The sequence below is a fragment of the Pseudomonas sp. PLMAX genome (assembly GCF_046042685.1).
GTDB classification, from domain to species: domain Bacteria; phylum Pseudomonadota; class Gammaproteobacteria; order Pseudomonadales; family Pseudomonadaceae; genus Aquipseudomonas; species Aquipseudomonas putida_AE.
The window spans coordinates 3,774,562-3,789,531 of sequence record NZ_CP064949.1; the positions used below are offsets into that span (position 1 = coordinate 3,774,562).

Here is a 14,970-nt window from a genome sequence, read left to right on the forward strand (position 1 = left end):
GGCCCGGTGCGCATAACCTTTGAATCGCCAACAGTCACACCTGGATCGCCTTCACTTCGACGAATTCGTTGAGCCCCTCTTCCCCCCATTCACGTCCGTTACCGGATTGTTTGTAGCCGCCGAAAGGCGCCTGGTAATTGAATGCCGCGCCATTGACAAAGCACTGGCCCGCCCGCAGTTGCCGGCCCAATTGCAGGGCTCGTTCGGCACTGCCGGCCCAGACGCCGCTGGACAGGCCGAACGGCGAGTCGTTGGCGAGCTGGATCGCCTGCACCTCATCGGCATAGGGGATCAGGCACAGCACCGGGCCGAAGATCTCTTCCTGGGCGATGCGCATGCGGTTGTCGACATCGGCGAACAGCGTCGGGCTGACGTAATAACCCCGTTCGAACGCCGCGGACGAATCGCCGCCGCACAGCAGCCGCGCGCCTTCCTCCTGGCCGACCTTGATGTAATCGAGCACGGTACGGCGCTGGCCGGCCGAACACATCGGGCCGAGAAAACTTTGCGGGTCGAGGGGATCGCCCATGCGCAGGCTCAAGGTTTCTGCCAACGCCAGTTCCACGGCCTCGGCATACCGACTGGCCGGCAGCAGCATGCGCGTCAGCGCCGTGCAGGTCTGGCCGGAGTTGATCATCACGTCCTGCACGCCATAACGCACGGCGGCAGCCAGGTCGGCGTCCTCGGCGATCAGCAGCGGCGACTTGCCGCCCAGTTCCAGGCACACCCGCTTGACCGACGGCGCCGCCGCTTGCGCGACCCGCACCCCGGCGCCGGTGGAGCCGGTGAACGACACCATGTCCACATCCGGGTGTTTGGCCAACGCTTCGCCAACTTTCGAACCGGGCCCGCTGACCAGGTTGAACACCCCGGCCGGCAGGCCGATGGCCTCGATCATCTGCGCCAGCAGGAAGGCGTGCAGCGGGGTTTCCTGACTCGGCTTGACCACCACCGTGCACCCGGCCGCCAGGGCCGGAGCGAGTTTGCCGATCAACTGGTGCAGCGGGTAATTCCACGGATTGATGAACGCGCAGACGCCCACCGCCTCGCGAATCACCAGCGAGTTGCCGACTTCGCGCACTTCGTCCAACAGGCCGGCGAGTTCGACGTACTGCTCCAGGCCAACGATCGGCCCGTCCACCTGCACTGAACGGCACCATTGCACCGGCATGCCCAGCTCAGTGGTGATCACCGCGGCCATTTCATCGGCGCGGGCGCGCAGTTGTTCTGCCAGTGCGCGGATGTAGCCGGCACGCACGCTCGACGGCGTGCGCGACCATGGACCAAAGGCCCTGCGGGCAGCAGCCACGGCGTTGTCGACATCGCGTTCGTCGCCCAGGGGCACGCTGCCGGCGACTTCTTCGGTGGCCGGGTTGATCACCTCGGCGATGCCCTGGCCCGACGGGGTCAACCAGCGTCCATCGATAAACAGTGCCTTGTGGTTAAGCATGCAGCTGGGCCTCCATCAGTTCATGGGCACAACGGGCGATGCGCTGACAGGCATCGCGCAGCGGACCGGCGCCGACCACCAGGCCGAGGCGAATGTGCCCGGCCGCACTCGGGCCGAAGGCTTCACCGGCCAGTACCGACACACCGTGGCGATCGAGCAGGCGATCGGCGAACGCCTGGGCGCTGAGCCCGGTTTCGCGGATATCGACCATCACGAACATCCCGCCATCGGGCTTCAGGGCGCGCACGCCCGGGCAATCGGCCAGGGATTCACACACCAGGTCGCGGCGCTGGCGATAGGCTTCGCGCATGGCGTCCAGTTCCGGCAAGTTGCTTTCCAGCGCCACCACGGCGGCGTCCTGAACGAAGTCCGGCGAGCCGTAGAGCATGCACAGCGCGAGGTTTTCCAGGTGCGCGGTCAGGGACGGCGACGCCACCACCCAACCGACGCGCCAACCGGTCATGGCGTGGGATTTCGACAGGCTGTTGAGGGTCGCGGTGCGCTCGGCCATGCCCGGCAGGCTCGCCGGGCTGACGTGCTCGCCCTCGAACAGCAGCTCGCTGTAGACCTCATCGGAAATCAGCCACAGGTCGTGGGCGATGCACAGTTCCGCCAGGGCTTGCCAGGTGCTGCGCGGCAGGCTCGCGCCCGACGGGTTGTGCGGACTGTTCAGCGCCAGTGCACGGGTACGCGGTGTGATGCGGGCGGCGACGTCTTCGGGCAGGACACGGAAACCGTTCTCGGAACGCACCGGCACCGGCACGACCTTGGCGCCGCATGCGCCGAACACCGCTTCGTAGGTGACGTACATCGGCTCGGCGACTATCACTTCATCACCGGGATTGAGCACGCATTGGGCGACGCAGAACAACGCGCATTGCGCCCCGGCCAGCACCGTGACCTCATCGGCCGAAACGGCCTGGCCGCTGCGCTGCTGATGACGCTTGGCGATGGCTTCGCGCAAGGCGCGCTTGCCGCGTACATCAGCGTAATGGGTGTTGCCGGCCAGCAGGCTATCGATCGCCCCCTGGACGATGGGTTGTGGCGTGTCGAAATCCGGGTCGCCCACGGACAGCAGCAGGATGTCTTCGCCCTGCTCGCGCAATGCCAGCGCGCGGTAGTGAATATCCCAGGCGGCGGCGCCGTCACCGGCGATTCGTTGCGTCAGATCGGAAAAGCGCATGGCCCTACTCCCTCTTGAAAGTTGAACGTCAACGAACGCAGGCGTGCTTGAGTTCGATCAGGGTGACGCCGTTGCGCTTGAAGCCCAGGCGCAGGTCGGTTTGCAGTTCGGCGAGGTTCTGCGGCTGGGTCACGGTGCAACCGAAGGCACGGCCAAGGGCGGCGAAATCCGGATTGCGCGGCAGTACGCCGATCGGCTCGATGTCCAGGCCAAGCATGTCGTCGCGGATCTGCCCCAGGGCGTCGTTGTTCCACAGCAGCACCACCAGCGGGCTATCCAGCTCCTCGACCGCGGTGGCCAGTTCCTGCGCGGTGTAGAGGAAACCGCCATCGCCCACCAGCACCAGGCCTGGCCGTTGCGGTGCACCGAACTTGGCGCCGATACCGGCCGGCAAGCCGTAGCCCAAGGTGCCGTAACCGGTCGGGTGCAACCAGCTGCGGGTGGCCTGGCTGGCGAAGGCGTAGTTGCCGGTGTAGGCCAGCTGGGTCATGTCGGTACTGATGAAGGCGTCTTGCGGCAGTTCGGCAGCGATGCGATCAAGGATGGCTTGATGGATCGACTGCAACGAGCCATGGCTGGCCTTGACCGCTTCATGCAATGCGGCGACCGAGGCAACCGCTGCGCTGGCATCCCGTACATCGTTTGGCAGACGCTCCAGCAAACCGCTGAGGGTTTGTTGTGCATCACCCTGCAACGCCACCGTACAGGGGTAGAAATCGTTGAATTTGCGCGGATCGATATCCACACGCAGGAGTTCAGCGTTGAGCGGCAGGCGCTCGCGCCAGTAATCGGTATCGGCCATTTCGGTGCCGACCGCCAGCACCACGTCGGCTTCGGCGATCAAGTTCCAGCCCGGCTCTACGCACAGGGACGAACCGGCATTGAGCGGCGCGTCGGGAGGCAACAGGCCCTTGCCGGCAACGCTGGTGAACAGCGGCGCGGCCAGTCGAGTGCTGAGTTCATTCAGTTCTTTCGCCGCATTCAATGCGCCACCACCGGCGATGATCATCGGACGCTTTGCGCCGTTGAGCTTGGCCACGGCTTGATCCAGTGCAGTGGCGGACGCCGGACCACGCCCCGGACGACGCACCACGTCATTGCTCCAGTCTCGCGCCACGGGTGCCGACAACACGTCCAGCGGCACCGAAATGTGCACCGGCCGTGGACGCTCGCTGTCGAACACCGCATAGGCACGGGCGATCAATTGCGGCAGGTCTTCGGCGGTCAAGGCGACGGCGGAGAACGCGGTGATCGGCGCGGTCATGGCGCGCTGGTCCTGGCACTCGTGCAGAATGCCCCAGCCCTTGCCGAGGCTGGCGGTGTGGTTGACGCTGGAAATCACCAGCATCGGAATCGAGTCGGCATAGGCCTGGCCGATACCGGTGGCGGCGTTGGTCACGCCGGGGCCGGTGATGACGAAGCACACCCCGGGTTTGCCACTGACCCGGGCATAGCCGTCGGCCATGAAACTGGCGCCCTGTTCATGGCGGGTCAGCACGTGGCGAATGCCGCTACCGGGCAGGCCGCGATACAGCTCAAGGGTGTGCACGCCGGGAATGCCGAACACGGTATCGACACCGTAGTTGGCCAGCAGACGCACCAGCGCCTGGCCACCGGTCAAGGTTTTGTCTTGCATGTTCAGGTCCTCACGCATGAGCGATGCGAATCAACGCATCGACCGCGGTCGTGCCATGGGCGCCGACCAACAATGGGTTCACATCGAGTTCGAGCAACTGCGCGGCGTTTTCGCAGGCGTAGTCGGCCACGGCGCGGATCGCCGCCACCAGTGCGTCCAGGTCCGCCACTTCGCGCCCGCGAAAACCTTGCAGCAACGGGGCGCTGCGCAGGCTCAGCAAGGCTTGGCGAATCGCGCCGTCGCTGGTCGGCAGCAACAGGCTGCGACTGTCCTTGAGCAACTCCACCAGAATCCCGCCCGCGCCAATCACCAGCGCCAGGCCAAAATCGTTTTCGCGCTTGATGCCGACGATCATTTCGGCCAGCGGTGGCTTGGCCATCGGCTCCAGCAGCACTTGATCGAAGGGCACGCCCGGCGCGTACGCGGCAATGTTCGCCCGCATGTTGTCCAGGGCAGCGCTCAGGGCGGCGCTGTCCTTGAGGTTCAGGGCCACGGCACCGGCTTCGGTTTTGTGCGGCAACTGTGCACTCACGGCTTTCAATACCAGCGGATAACCCAGTGCCTGGGCATCGTTCAGCGCGTTGTCCGGGTTGCTCAATACACCATTGGGTGTCGGTAGACCGAACGCACGCAACGCCTGTTTCGAGTCCCACTCATTGAGCAGATGGCCTTCGCCTTCCAGCGCCTGCGGACACAGCGGCACCAGGGCCGATTCGCCGAGCGCCAGCAACGCCTGGCGGTTTCGCTGATAACCGGCGATGCGGCCCCAGGCAGCCAAGCCGTCTTCCACGCCTTGCAATGCCGCCACACCCTGGGCATGCAGCTGCTCGCGGGCGTGGGCCGGCAACAGTTCCGGGAATGCCGAGGTGACGAATCCGGTCTTGCCATGCCGCACCAGCGCCTTGCAGTACAGGTCCAGCAGCAGGTCGCACTCCTTGCGCTCGCCGGTAAATTCCGCCGGATAGTCGAGCACCAGCATCGCCGCATCGGCTTCGGTGCGCAGGGCGCTGTCGAGCATGCGGTTCAGCGCCTCGCCGTCGCCCCAGATCGCCGTGGTGAAATCCAGCGGGTTGACCAGGTTGGCGTAGCTGGGCAGGACCTCGGCCAGTTCGCCGACTTGCCCGGCATCGAGCTTGGGCAAAGCCAGTTCATTGCGTTCCGCGTAGTCGGCGATCAAACCAGCATCGCCACCGGAACAGGCCAGCGCGATCAGGCTGTTGCCCGCCGGCAAGTTGCCGCAGGCGGCGGCTTTCAGGGTTTCGACGAAGCTCACCGGGCCGCTGACGCGAATCACCCCGAGGCGATCGAACAGCGCGTCGTACAACGCATCTGAACCGGACAGCGAACTGGTGTGACTCAGGGCCAGTTCAGCGCCGATCTGCGACACGCCGGTTTTCAGCGCAATGATCGGAATACCCTTCTCCAGCGCCTTGTGCGCGGCGCGGGCGAATCCCGGGACGTTCTTCAGGCCTTCCAGGTGCAGGCCGATGGCGGTGACACGCGGCTCGTCGAGCAGCACGTCCATCAGTTCGGCCACGCCCAGTTGCGCCTGGTTGCCCACCGAGGCCATGTAGGCCACCGGCAGCGAGCGGTCGCTCATGGACAGGTTGTAGGCGAAGTTGCCGCTCTGGGTCAGCACCGCCACGCCCTTCTCCACCGCTTTGCCGCCATGGGCCACCGGCCACAGCGCGCTGCTGTGCAGATAGTCGAGCAGGCCGTAGCAGTTGGGGCCGAGCAAGGCCATGTCGCCCGCGGCTTCGAGCAATTGCTGTTGCAGGGCCTGGCCTTCGGCGCCGGTCTCGGCGAAACCCGAGGCGTAGCAGATCGCGCCGCCGGTGCCGATGGCGGCAAGCTCCGCGACGCAGGTCAGGGTCAGGTCGCGGTTGGTGGCAATGAACACCGCGTCGGGCCCGCACGGCAGGTCGGCAACGCTGCGCACGCACGGCACGCCTTCGAGGCTGTCGTGCTGCGGGTTGACCAGCCACATCTGTCCTGGGTAGCCGCCCTCGGCGCAGCGTTTGAGCGCGCGGGCCATGCTGCGGCCGCCGACAAAGGCCACATGGCGGGGCGCGAGCATGCGCTTGAGGTTGTCACGAATGGTCTGGGACATGGGAATTCTCCGGGCCGATCAGCGCAGCAGCGGCCGCAGCAGTTCGCGGGAAATGATGTGCCGCTGGATTTCCGAGGTGCCTTCCCAGACCCGCTCGATCCGCGCGTTACGCCAGATGCGTTCCACCGGACTTTCGTCCATCAGGCCCATGCCACCGAAAATCTGCACCGCCTCGTCAGCCGCGCGACCGAGCACTTCGCTGGCGAACAGCTTGGCCATGCCGGCCTCGCCGTCGGTCATGGTGCCCTGGTCCATTTTCCAGGCGGTGTGCAGGGTCAGCAGCTCGGCAGCGCGAATCTGCGTGGCCATGTCGGCCAGCTTGAACGACACGCCCTGGAAGTTGCCGATGGCCTGGCCGAACTGTTTGCGATCCGCCGCCCATTGCAGCGACACGTCCAGTGCCCGTTGCGCCTGGCCTACGCAGTTGGCGGCGACCATGACCCGGCCGGCGGTGAGCCAGGCGTTGGCCACGTCCCAACCCTTGCCGACTTCGCCCAGCACTTTATTGGCCGGAACGCGGCAGTCGTCGAAGAACATTTCGAAGGTGTGGTAACCGCGGTTGCTCACACACTTGGGACCCCGGCGGATGGTCATGCCCGGGGTGTTGCGGTCGACCAGGAACGAGGTCACGGCGTTGCGCTTGCGGCCGTTGTGTTCGTAGGTGTCGGTGACGGCGAAGACGATGGCGAAATCGGCGTGGCCGGCGTGGCTGATGAAGTGCTTGCTGCCGTTGAGCACGAAGTCGTCACCCTCACGCACAGCGCGGGTCTTGATCGCGTTGGCGTCGGAGCCGGCGCCCGGTTCGGTCAGGGCGAAGCAGTCGATTTTCTCGCCCTGGATGCACGGCAACAGGTAGTCGTTGATCTGCTCGCCGGTGCAGGCCATGAGGATTTTCGACGGCCGCGCAACGAAAACGTGCAGCGCCCAGGAGACCTTGGACAGCTCACGTTCGATCAGTGCCTGGGACAGGTAGTCCAGGCCACCACCGCCCACCTCCTCCGGCATGTTGAAAGCATAGAAACCGGCGGCGATCGCCTTGCCGCGGATCTGCGCGGCCAGCTGCGGGGAGACTTCGTCGGCGCGGTCGACCTCGGTTTCATAGGGCAGCAGTTCCTTCTCGACGAAGCTGCGTACCGAGTCCACCAACATTTCTTGTTCTTGGGTCAGTTGGAAATTCATGCTGCTACCTGTTGTTCGTGTGCAATGAGAGGTTTGCCGAGGTTTAGCGACCGATAAAACGTGCCGGGCGTTTTTCCGTGGCGGCGCGCAGGGCTTCGTTGCCGTCTTCACTGCGCCCACAAAGCAGGCCGGCGGCCAGTTCCGCTTGCAGTTGCTCGGGCAAGCTGCGCTCGGCGCCTTCGCGCATGAGCTTTTTGGTCTGGGCGAAAGCAAAGGTCGGCCCGGCGGCCAGGCGTGCGGCGAGTTCGCCAGTGACGCTCAGCAGTTGCTCGTCGGCGCAGACTTCGCCGACCAGCCCGGCGGCCAAGGCGCGGTCGGCGCCCCACAATTCGTCGAGGAACAGCAGCCGCTTGGCTTGTTCGGTGCCGATCAGCCGTGGCAGGTGCCAGCTGGCGCCGGCGTCGGGCGAATAGGCCATGCTGGTGTAGCCGGCCTTGAACCGAGCCGACTGCCCGGCGATGCGCAGGTCGCAGCATAGGGTCAGGTCCATCCCGGCGCCGACGGCGGTGCCGTTGATCGCGGCGATGGTCGGTTTTTCCAGGCTGTGCAGGCGGGTCATCAGGGCGTGGGCGGTTTCGGTCCAGCCGTAGGTTTCCAGGGCACCACGGGCTTCGGCTTCAGCCCATTCCGCCAGGTCGGCGCCGGCGCAGAAGCTGCGACCGCTGCCGGTCAAGACCACCACGCGCACCGCCGGATCGGCGTTGAAGGTGTCGAGCAAGGCGTGCAGGTTTTGCAGGGTCGGAATGTCCAGCGCGTTGCGCTGGGCCGTGCGATTGAGGGTGATCCAGGCAACGCCGGCTTCGACCTGACTGAGCAGCGAATCATGAGTAGTCATGCGAGTCCTCGAATTATTGTGATTGGTCTGAGGTGATGCGACTTGAGGCCATACTAAACGAGTGTTCAGTAAGGCGGCAATCGGTGGAGAAATGGGCTGTAACACGCTCGAATATTCAATAACACATTGGTTTTATTAGTTTTTTTTCAGATTTCGAGGGATGCGCCTCTGCTGCTGTTACAACTTCGAACAACTGGCGACAGGACGCAGATCTATTGCCCACCACAAAACCAATGTGGGAGCGGGCTTGCTCGCGAAGAGGCCCCTGTCAGTCAACATTATTGGTGACTGACACAGCGCTTTCGCGAGCAAGCCCGCTCCCACAGGGAATGTGTGTGATAGAAGGAATTAAACAGTCGGCAGGCTCGGCGCCAGCACCGCCCCGCGCTTGCGATGGATCAGGAAGTACGCGCCATAACACAGCGCAATGAATCCAAAGCCCCAATACAGCGACGGGCGCTGGGTTTCATCCAGCGCCAGGAACACGAACAGCGAGCAGCACAGTGCGATGCACATCAGCGGCAACACCGGGAACCACGGTGCGCGGTATTTCAGGTCGCTGAGTTGGCCGCCGTCACGCAGGTAGGCCTTGCGGAACTTGTACTGCGCCAGTGCGATGACAATCCAGGTCACGGTGCCCGACATCCCGCTCACCGCCATCAGCACCATGAACAAGGTGTCGGCGGCGACGAAACTGGTCATCAGCGACACCAGCGCAAAGCACAGGGTGATGCTCAAGGCGCGCAACGGCACGCCGCGCTTGCTTAGTGGCGAAAGACTTTTCGGCGCCATGCCGGTTTTCGACATGGCCCACAGGATGCGCGTCGAGGCATACAGGCCGGAGTTGCCCACCGACAGGATCGCCGTGAGGATCACGAAGTTCATCAGGTCGGCGGCGTAGGGAATGCCGACCATGTCGAACACCTGCACGAACGGGCTTTCCATCAGCCCCGCCTGCTGCCACGGCACGATCGCCGACAAGACGATAATAGCCAGCACGTAAAAGATCAGTACACGGAACACCACGTTGCGCACTGCACGGGGAATGCTTTTTTCCGGCTGATCGGTTTCACCCGCCGCCACACCCATGATCTCGCAGCCCTGGAAGGCATAGACCACGGTCATCATCACCGCGAACACCGCGGACAGGCCGTTGGGGAACAGCGAATCACCGATCAGATTGGTTGCCATCGGCGCCGGTGCGCCACTGCTCAGCGGCATCACACCGAAGATCACCAGCACGCCGACCACGATGAACCCGAGAATCGCCGCGACCTTTATCCCGGAGAACCAGTATTCCGCTTCACCGAAGGCACGGGTCGCCAGGGCATTGATACCGAACAGCACCACCACGAACAGCGCCGACCAGTACCAGATCGGCACCGCCGGGAACCAGCGGGTCATCAGCATCCCGGCGGCGGTGAATTCCAGGCCCACGGTGGTGGCCCAGCTCATCCAGTACACCCAGCCGATCATGAAGCCGGTGGCCGGGCCGATGAATTTGGTGGCGTGGGTCTGGAACGAACCGGACACCGGCATCTGCACCGACAGTTCGCCCAGGCAGACCATCACCAGATACATCAGGAAACCGGCAACCAGGTACGCCAGGATCGCCCCCACCGGCCCGCCCTGGTTGATGGTCACGCCGGAACCCATGAACAGCCCGGTGCCGATCACGCCGCCCAGGGACAGCATGAAAATGTGCCGGCTTTTCAGGGCGCGGGTCAGTTGGATGCCTTTACGATCAGTGGATTCGCTCATGCCCGGCACCTCGAGTCGGTGGCACGGACAGCGCATGACAGCTCGTCACGGCGCAGGGAGGAAGGAGCTTTACGGCAATTCATTATTATTATCTCCAATAAGCTTCGAAGACCGCGCTGCGGCGGTTGCGTCGATTATTGGAAAGCCATGTAAGGTCGCGTTGTACGTAAAGATCGAAGTTGTAGAAAGTCGTAACAAAAATGTACGTCAGCTCTGCAACAGGCCTTTGAGGGTATGCAGTGAACGTTGCAGTTGTACTTCGACGGCGGGCACCATCGCTCGAATCGTCGGTTCATCATTGCCCAGCGCCGCCTCTTCCAATGTGCGTAATACCAAGGCCAATGCACGAAACCCCAGGGAATCGCTGCTGCCGGCCAAACGGTGGGCAAGCTGTGCAACTTCGGTGCAATCGTCGGCTTCGATGGCTTCGCTCAGTGCCTCACGGTGTTGCAGGATCGAATCGCGCAGCACGGCCAGCAGGCCCTGTACTTTCTGATCGCCGAGCAAGGTGCGATGGGTTTGCAGCAAGGGCCAGTCCATCGCTTCATCGTCTACCGGCGACGGGGCGGGAGTGGCCTGCCCCGCCAGCACCTGTCGCAGGTTCTCCAGCTTCAAGGGTTTGGCCAGGATGCCATCCATGCCGGCATCCAGGTAACCGCGCACCAGCGCCGGTTGCACGCTGGCGGTCAGGGCAAAGATACGTGTTTGCCGGTTCGGTCCGTCGTCGCTACGGATCTGTTGGCACAACTGGACGCCACTCATCCCCGGCAGGTGCACATCCAGCAAAATCAGGTCAAACGTCCGCGCCGCGCATTGCACCAAAGCCTGTTCAGCATCGATAGCCAGCCAGACCCCATGCCCGTCCCGTCGCAGCAGGCCCTCGGCGACTTCACGATTGAGCGCCACGTCCTCGACCACCAGGATGTCCAGCGCCGGGCCCGCCATCTGGGTCGGCGCCGGGTTCACAGCAGCGATCGCCGGCTGCAGCGTCACTTCGAACCAGAAACAACTGCCGCGCCCGATTTCGCTGCTGACGCCGATGCAACCGCCGATCTTCTCCACCAGGTGTTTGCAGATGGCCAAGCCCAATCCCGTGCCGCCATAACGCTGGGCGACTTCTTCGCTGGCCTGGGTGAAGCGTTCGAAGATCTTCGCCTGCATCGCCGGGGCAATGCCAATGCCATTGTCCGTGACACTCACCCGCAAACGTTGTCCGGGCGCAAGCAACGCCACTTCGACACTGACGTCGCCGCCTTCAGTGAACTTGATCGCGTTGGCCAACAGGTTGCTCAACACCTGCCGCAAGTACTGCTCAGCGCCGTGGTGATGCTCGGCGACCTGCTGATCGACCCGGCAATTGAGGACCGTGTCGTTGTCCAGCGCCTTGGGTTCGAGCAACGTGAGGACTTCGTCGAGCAATTGGCGAATGGAGAAATTCACCGGTTCAGGCAGGCTGGTCCCCTCCTCCAGCTTGGCGAAATACAGCACTTCGTTGAGGATGGTCAGCAGCCCCTCGCCAGCCTTGTGCAGCGCATCCAGGCGCTTGCCGTCCTGCGGGTCGAGACGGGCACCACGCAATAATTCGGCCATGCCCAGGATGCCGTTGAGCGGCGTGCGCAACTCGTGGCTCATGGTCGCCAGGAACCGCGATTTGGCGAGGTTGGCCGCTTCGGCTTCGTCCTTGGCGCGCATCAGGCTGGCGGTGCGGCGCTCGACCATTCGTAGCAATTCATCGCGGTTGTCCTGCAGGGCCAGGCGGTCGGTTTCCCGGCGGTCGATGTCACTGAGGATCGCCCTGCGCATGTCGTCGAGGGCATGGGCCACGGTGTCGATCTCGTCGTTCTGCGCGCTGCGCCGCTTGTCCAGGCGCAACGGCTCGTGCCATTGCCCGGCGGCAATGCGCCGGGCAAATTCGGCCATGACTTTCAGGTGGCGGGTCACCAGCCGATAGAACAGGCCCGACAGCGCCACCGACAGGCCGCAGAAAAACACCGCCATCCACAACAGGTTGGTCAGGCCGGTGGCATACAGGCGTTGATACACCGCCCCCAAATCGGTGCTGACCTGCAGTTCGCCGAGATGACGCAACGGGCCCGAAGGCGGTTGGTAATCCAGGGCAAAACGCTCGATACGCAACGGCCCTGCAGGCGCGGGGTTGCCTTGCACCAGGTCGAAATCGGCCCCGGTCAAATGCACCCTGGCGACGTCGGAGAAATCCACCAGACCGCGCAACTGCACCTTCAACTGCTCCTCGTCCAGATCCCAGAGGCTGCGCTCCAGGCTGGCCAGGTAACCGGCGCGGATCAGCTCCATGCGCGAGTCGATCTCGCGCATTTCCCGGCGATACTCGATGTACAGCTGCACGCTGCTGGCCAGCACGGTAAAACACAGGCTGAACAGCAGAATGAACAGCAGCAGGCGCCGCAACAGTCCGCCGGGACGCGCGCGAATCATTGCGCGTCCGCCGGCAGGTTGATCATGTCGCGGTAGGTGACTTCGCTTTCATTGAGCAGGCGCTCGACATCACCGGCATCGACCATGCGCTGCAACTGCGCATCGATCTGCGGCATCTGTGCGGCCAGTGGCGAGCGGCGGGAAACGGCGACCCGCAGGTAGTCCACGCTCAGGGCCTTGGGCAAGGCGACGATGTCCTCGGCGCCGGGCAGGTTTTCCACGTACAGCTCGCCGGTGCGGCGCTCCTGAGTGATGAAATCGATGCGCCCGCGAATCAGCTTGCCGAAGTTCTGCCGGCTGCTGGCGACCCATTCGATGTTGTTGTGCTGCGCGACCATGCGATCGAACGCCACGCCGTAGCTTTCACCGAACAGCAGGCCGCCACGGTAATGGGCCAGGTCCTGCAAGTGTTCGAACTTTACCGGATGCTGGCGATTGATGAACAACGCCACTTCTTCGCGCAGCACCGGTACGCTGGAAAACAGCATGCTCTGTTCCCGTTGCGCGGTGCTGTAGGCCAGCACCACATCGACCCGGCCTTCGGCGGCGTCGAGCAGGCAGCGCTTCCAGTTGCCCAACACCACGACCTCGACCTCGTAGCCGAGCTGGCCGAACAACTGCTTGACCACGCTCGGCGCCAGGCCGCGGACCTGCTTGCCGTCGCTCCAGGAAATCGGCGGATACACCGGGTAATCGCAGTAGCGGATTTTTTCCGCGGCCTGCACCGTGCCCGCCAACAACACCAGCACCACCCAGAGCCAGCGCCCCACTGCCGTCACGCCGCCAGGCTGGCAGTGAACAGGTAACCGGCGCCGTGGATGGTGATGATCAGCTGCGGTTCGGCGGGATCGTCGTGCAACTTGCGGCGCAGGCGCCCGACCAGCACGTCGATCGAGCGGTCGTTGGGCACCCATTCGCGGTTGCGGATCTGGTCCATCAACTGGTCGCGGCTGAGGGTGTGGCCGCTGTTGCGCAAGAACACGCTGAGCAACTGGTATTCGCCGTGGGTCAGCAAAGTCTCGCAGCCGGCCGGGTCAATCAGGCGCCGACGGTCGGTGTCCAGCGCCCAATCGGCGAACTGCTTGACCGGTTTGGCGACGGCGGCGACCGGCTGTGGCGTTTGCGCATGGCGGACCCGGCGAATCAGGTTTTTTGCCCGGGACACCAGTTCCCGCGGGTTGAGGGGCTTGATCACGTAGTCGTCAGCGCCGCATTCGAGGCCGACGATGCGGTCGATTTCGTCGTTGCGACCGGTGATCAGGATGATCCCGACTTCCGAGCGCACCCGCAGTTCGCGGGTCAGGGTCAAGCCGTCCTTGCCCGGCAGGCGGATATCGAGCATGACCAGGTCGACGGCCTGGCTGGCCAGGAAGGTTTCGGCCAGTTCCGCCGTGGCGGCGCAATGCACGTCGTAGCCTTCCTGGGACAGGTAGGCATGCAACAGTTCGCGAATCAGCGGATCGTCATCGACGATCAGTACCCGAGGAGTCATTGCTGGGTGTCCTGCTTGTTTCTTATTAGGGGGACTGCATCAGCGGCAGAGAGTAGCCACTGCTGAACGGGTGATCAACAGCTGCTCGTCTGCACGCAAAAACGCTGGCGGCCGCCGGCCTGCAAACCATCGACCCAGGCCTCGCAAATCTGCATGCCCTGCTCGGGGGTAAAGGTCCCGGGGTTGAGCCCGGACTCCAGCCACAGGCCATCGAGCAGTGCGCTGAGGCTGATCGCGGCCAGGTCGGCATCGAAATTCTCCCAGCCCTCCTCCTGCGCCAATTCCCTGAGCACCTTGCCCAGGATCGCGCGGTACTCGCCATAGGAATGATCGTGGGCCTGATTGATCGCCTCGGCGGTTTTCACCGCGCCCCAGAAGGCGAGCCAGGCGTCGATCAGCTGCGGGTCGAGCAATTCGGCGGAGAACGAACCGCGGAAAAACGCCGACAGGCGCTCGCGGGCATTGGGGGCCGCTTGCTCCATGGCATCGCGCAGCAGGGTCATGACGCGCCCGGTGATCGCCATGTAGGCCTCGGCCACCAGTTCGTCCTTGCCCGAATAGTGATGGCTGATCAGCCCCACCGACACACCCGCCTCGGCGGAAATCTTGCGGATCGACGCGCCCTGGAAGCCATGGCGCTTGAGGCACACCAGCGTCGCCTCGATCAGGTTGGCTTTGCGCAACTCCGGTTCCATGCGAGAAAAACGGGCTTCCTGGTTCATGGGCGACGCTCCTGGTTTGTCCATCGTTGAACGACTGTACAGCAAGAGGCGGTTTGGCTGCCACATCGTGTAATCGTTCTTCGCAGGCAAGCCTGGCTCCTACATTAGATTGCGTATTACCCTCACCGTCCGCCTCGCCATTTAATAC

General features: G+C 63.9%; 11 protein-coding genes. All 11 read right to left on the minus strand.

The window, feature by feature from the left end:
* Window positions 1-34: 34 nt before the first annotated feature.
* Window positions 35-1,450, minus strand: coding sequence for an aldehyde dehydrogenase family protein (locus DKB71_RS17345; protein ID WP_408596143.1), 1,416 nt, complete (start codon window positions 1,448-1,450; stop codon window positions 35-37).
* Window positions 1,443-2,633: a pyridoxal phosphate-dependent aminotransferase gene (locus DKB71_RS17350; RefSeq protein ID WP_406590803.1), complete on the minus strand. Its 1,191-nt coding sequence runs from the start codon at window positions 2,631-2,633 to the stop codon at window positions 1,443-1,445. Before DKB71_RS17350 ends, DKB71_RS17345 begins: the two co-directional genes overlap by 8 nt.
* Before the next feature lie 28 nt (window positions 2,634-2,661).
* Window positions 2,662-4,269 (minus strand): 5-guanidino-2-oxopentanoate decarboxylase, encoded by a 1,608-nt coding sequence (locus DKB71_RS17355; protein WP_408596145.1) that lies wholly within the window; start codon window positions 4,267-4,269, stop codon window positions 2,662-2,664.
* A 10-nt stretch (window positions 4,270-4,279) separates the two neighbouring features.
* Window positions 4,280-6,379, minus strand: coding sequence for an acetate--CoA ligase family protein (locus tag DKB71_RS17360; protein ID WP_408596147.1), 2,100 nt, complete (start codon window positions 6,377-6,379; stop codon window positions 4,280-4,282).
* Window positions 6,380-6,397: 18 nt separating this feature from the next.
* Window positions 6,398-7,558, minus strand: coding sequence for an acyl-CoA dehydrogenase family protein (locus tag DKB71_RS17365; protein ID WP_274075746.1), 1,161 nt, complete (start codon window positions 7,556-7,558; stop codon window positions 6,398-6,400).
* 43 nt (window positions 7,559-7,601) lie between these two features.
* A complete protein-coding gene (locus DKB71_RS17370) occupies window positions 7,602-8,393 on the minus strand; it encodes an enoyl-CoA hydratase/isomerase family protein (protein WP_408596149.1) in 792 nt (263 codons plus the stop codon).
* 348 nt (window positions 8,394-8,741) lie between these two features.
* Complete coding sequence (locus tag DKB71_RS17375) at window positions 8,742-10,154, minus strand: amino acid permease (protein WP_408596151.1); 1,413 nt, start codon at window positions 10,152-10,154, stop codon at window positions 8,742-8,744.
* A 207-nt stretch (window positions 10,155-10,361) separates the two neighbouring features.
* A complete protein-coding gene (locus tag DKB71_RS17380) occupies window positions 10,362-12,608 on the minus strand; it encodes an ATP-binding protein (RefSeq protein ID WP_408596153.1) in 2,247 nt (748 codons plus the stop codon).
* Window positions 12,605-13,378 (minus strand): substrate-binding periplasmic protein, encoded by a 774-nt coding sequence (locus DKB71_RS17385; protein WP_408596155.1) that lies wholly within the window; start codon window positions 13,376-13,378, stop codon window positions 12,605-12,607. Before DKB71_RS17385 ends, DKB71_RS17380 begins: the two co-directional genes overlap by 4 nt.
* Before the next feature lie 5 nt (window positions 13,379-13,383).
* Window positions 13,384-14,100, minus strand: a complete 717-nt coding sequence (locus tag DKB71_RS17390) for a response regulator (RefSeq protein ID WP_408596157.1) — start codon at window positions 14,098-14,100, stop codon at window positions 13,384-13,386.
* A 74-nt stretch (window positions 14,101-14,174) separates the two neighbouring features.
* Window positions 14,175-14,822: a TetR family transcriptional regulator C-terminal domain-containing protein gene (locus DKB71_RS17395; protein WP_274075752.1), complete on the minus strand. Its 648-nt coding sequence runs from the start codon at window positions 14,820-14,822 to the stop codon at window positions 14,175-14,177.
* Between the last annotated feature and the right edge of the window lie 148 nt (window positions 14,823-14,970).

What these genes read in the sequence shown, in the direction of transcription:
- DKB71_RS17345 (WP_408596143.1), bottom strand. Translation starts at nt 1,450, where the DNA reads ATGCTTAACCACAAGGCACTGTTTATCGATGGACGCTGGTTGACCCCG.
- DKB71_RS17350 (WP_406590803.1), bottom strand. Translation starts at nt 2,633, where the DNA reads ATGCGCTTTTCCGATCTGACGCAACGAATCGCCGGTGACGGCGCCGCC.
- DKB71_RS17355 (WP_408596145.1), bottom strand. Translation starts at nt 4,269, where the DNA reads ATGCAAGACAAAACCTTGACCGGTGGCCAGGCGCTGGTGCGTCTGCTG.
- DKB71_RS17360 (WP_408596147.1), bottom strand. Translation starts at nt 6,379, where the DNA reads ATGTCCCAGACCATTCGTGACAACCTCAAGCGCATGCTCGCGCCCCGC.
- DKB71_RS17365 (WP_274075746.1), bottom strand. Translation starts at nt 7,558, where the DNA reads ATGAATTTCCAACTGACCCAAGAACAAGAAATGTTGGTGGACTCGGTA.
- DKB71_RS17370 (WP_408596149.1), bottom strand. Translation starts at nt 8,393, where the DNA reads ATGACTACTCATGATTCGCTGCTCAGTCAGGTCGAAGCCGGCGTTGCC.
- DKB71_RS17375 (WP_408596151.1), bottom strand. Translation starts at nt 10,154, where the DNA reads ATGAGCGAATCCACTGATCGTAAAGGCATCCAACTGACCCGCGCCCTG.
- DKB71_RS17380 (WP_408596153.1), bottom strand. Translation starts at nt 12,608, where the DNA reads ATGATTCGCGCGCGTCCCGGCGGACTGTTGCGGCGCCTGCTGCTGTTC.
- DKB71_RS17390 (WP_408596157.1), bottom strand. Translation starts at nt 14,100, where the DNA reads ATGACTCCTCGGGTACTGATCGTCGATGACGATCCGCTGATTCGCGAA.
- DKB71_RS17395 (WP_274075752.1), bottom strand. Translation starts at nt 14,822, where the DNA reads ATGAACCAGGAAGCCCGTTTTTCTCGCATGGAACCGGAGTTGCGCAAA.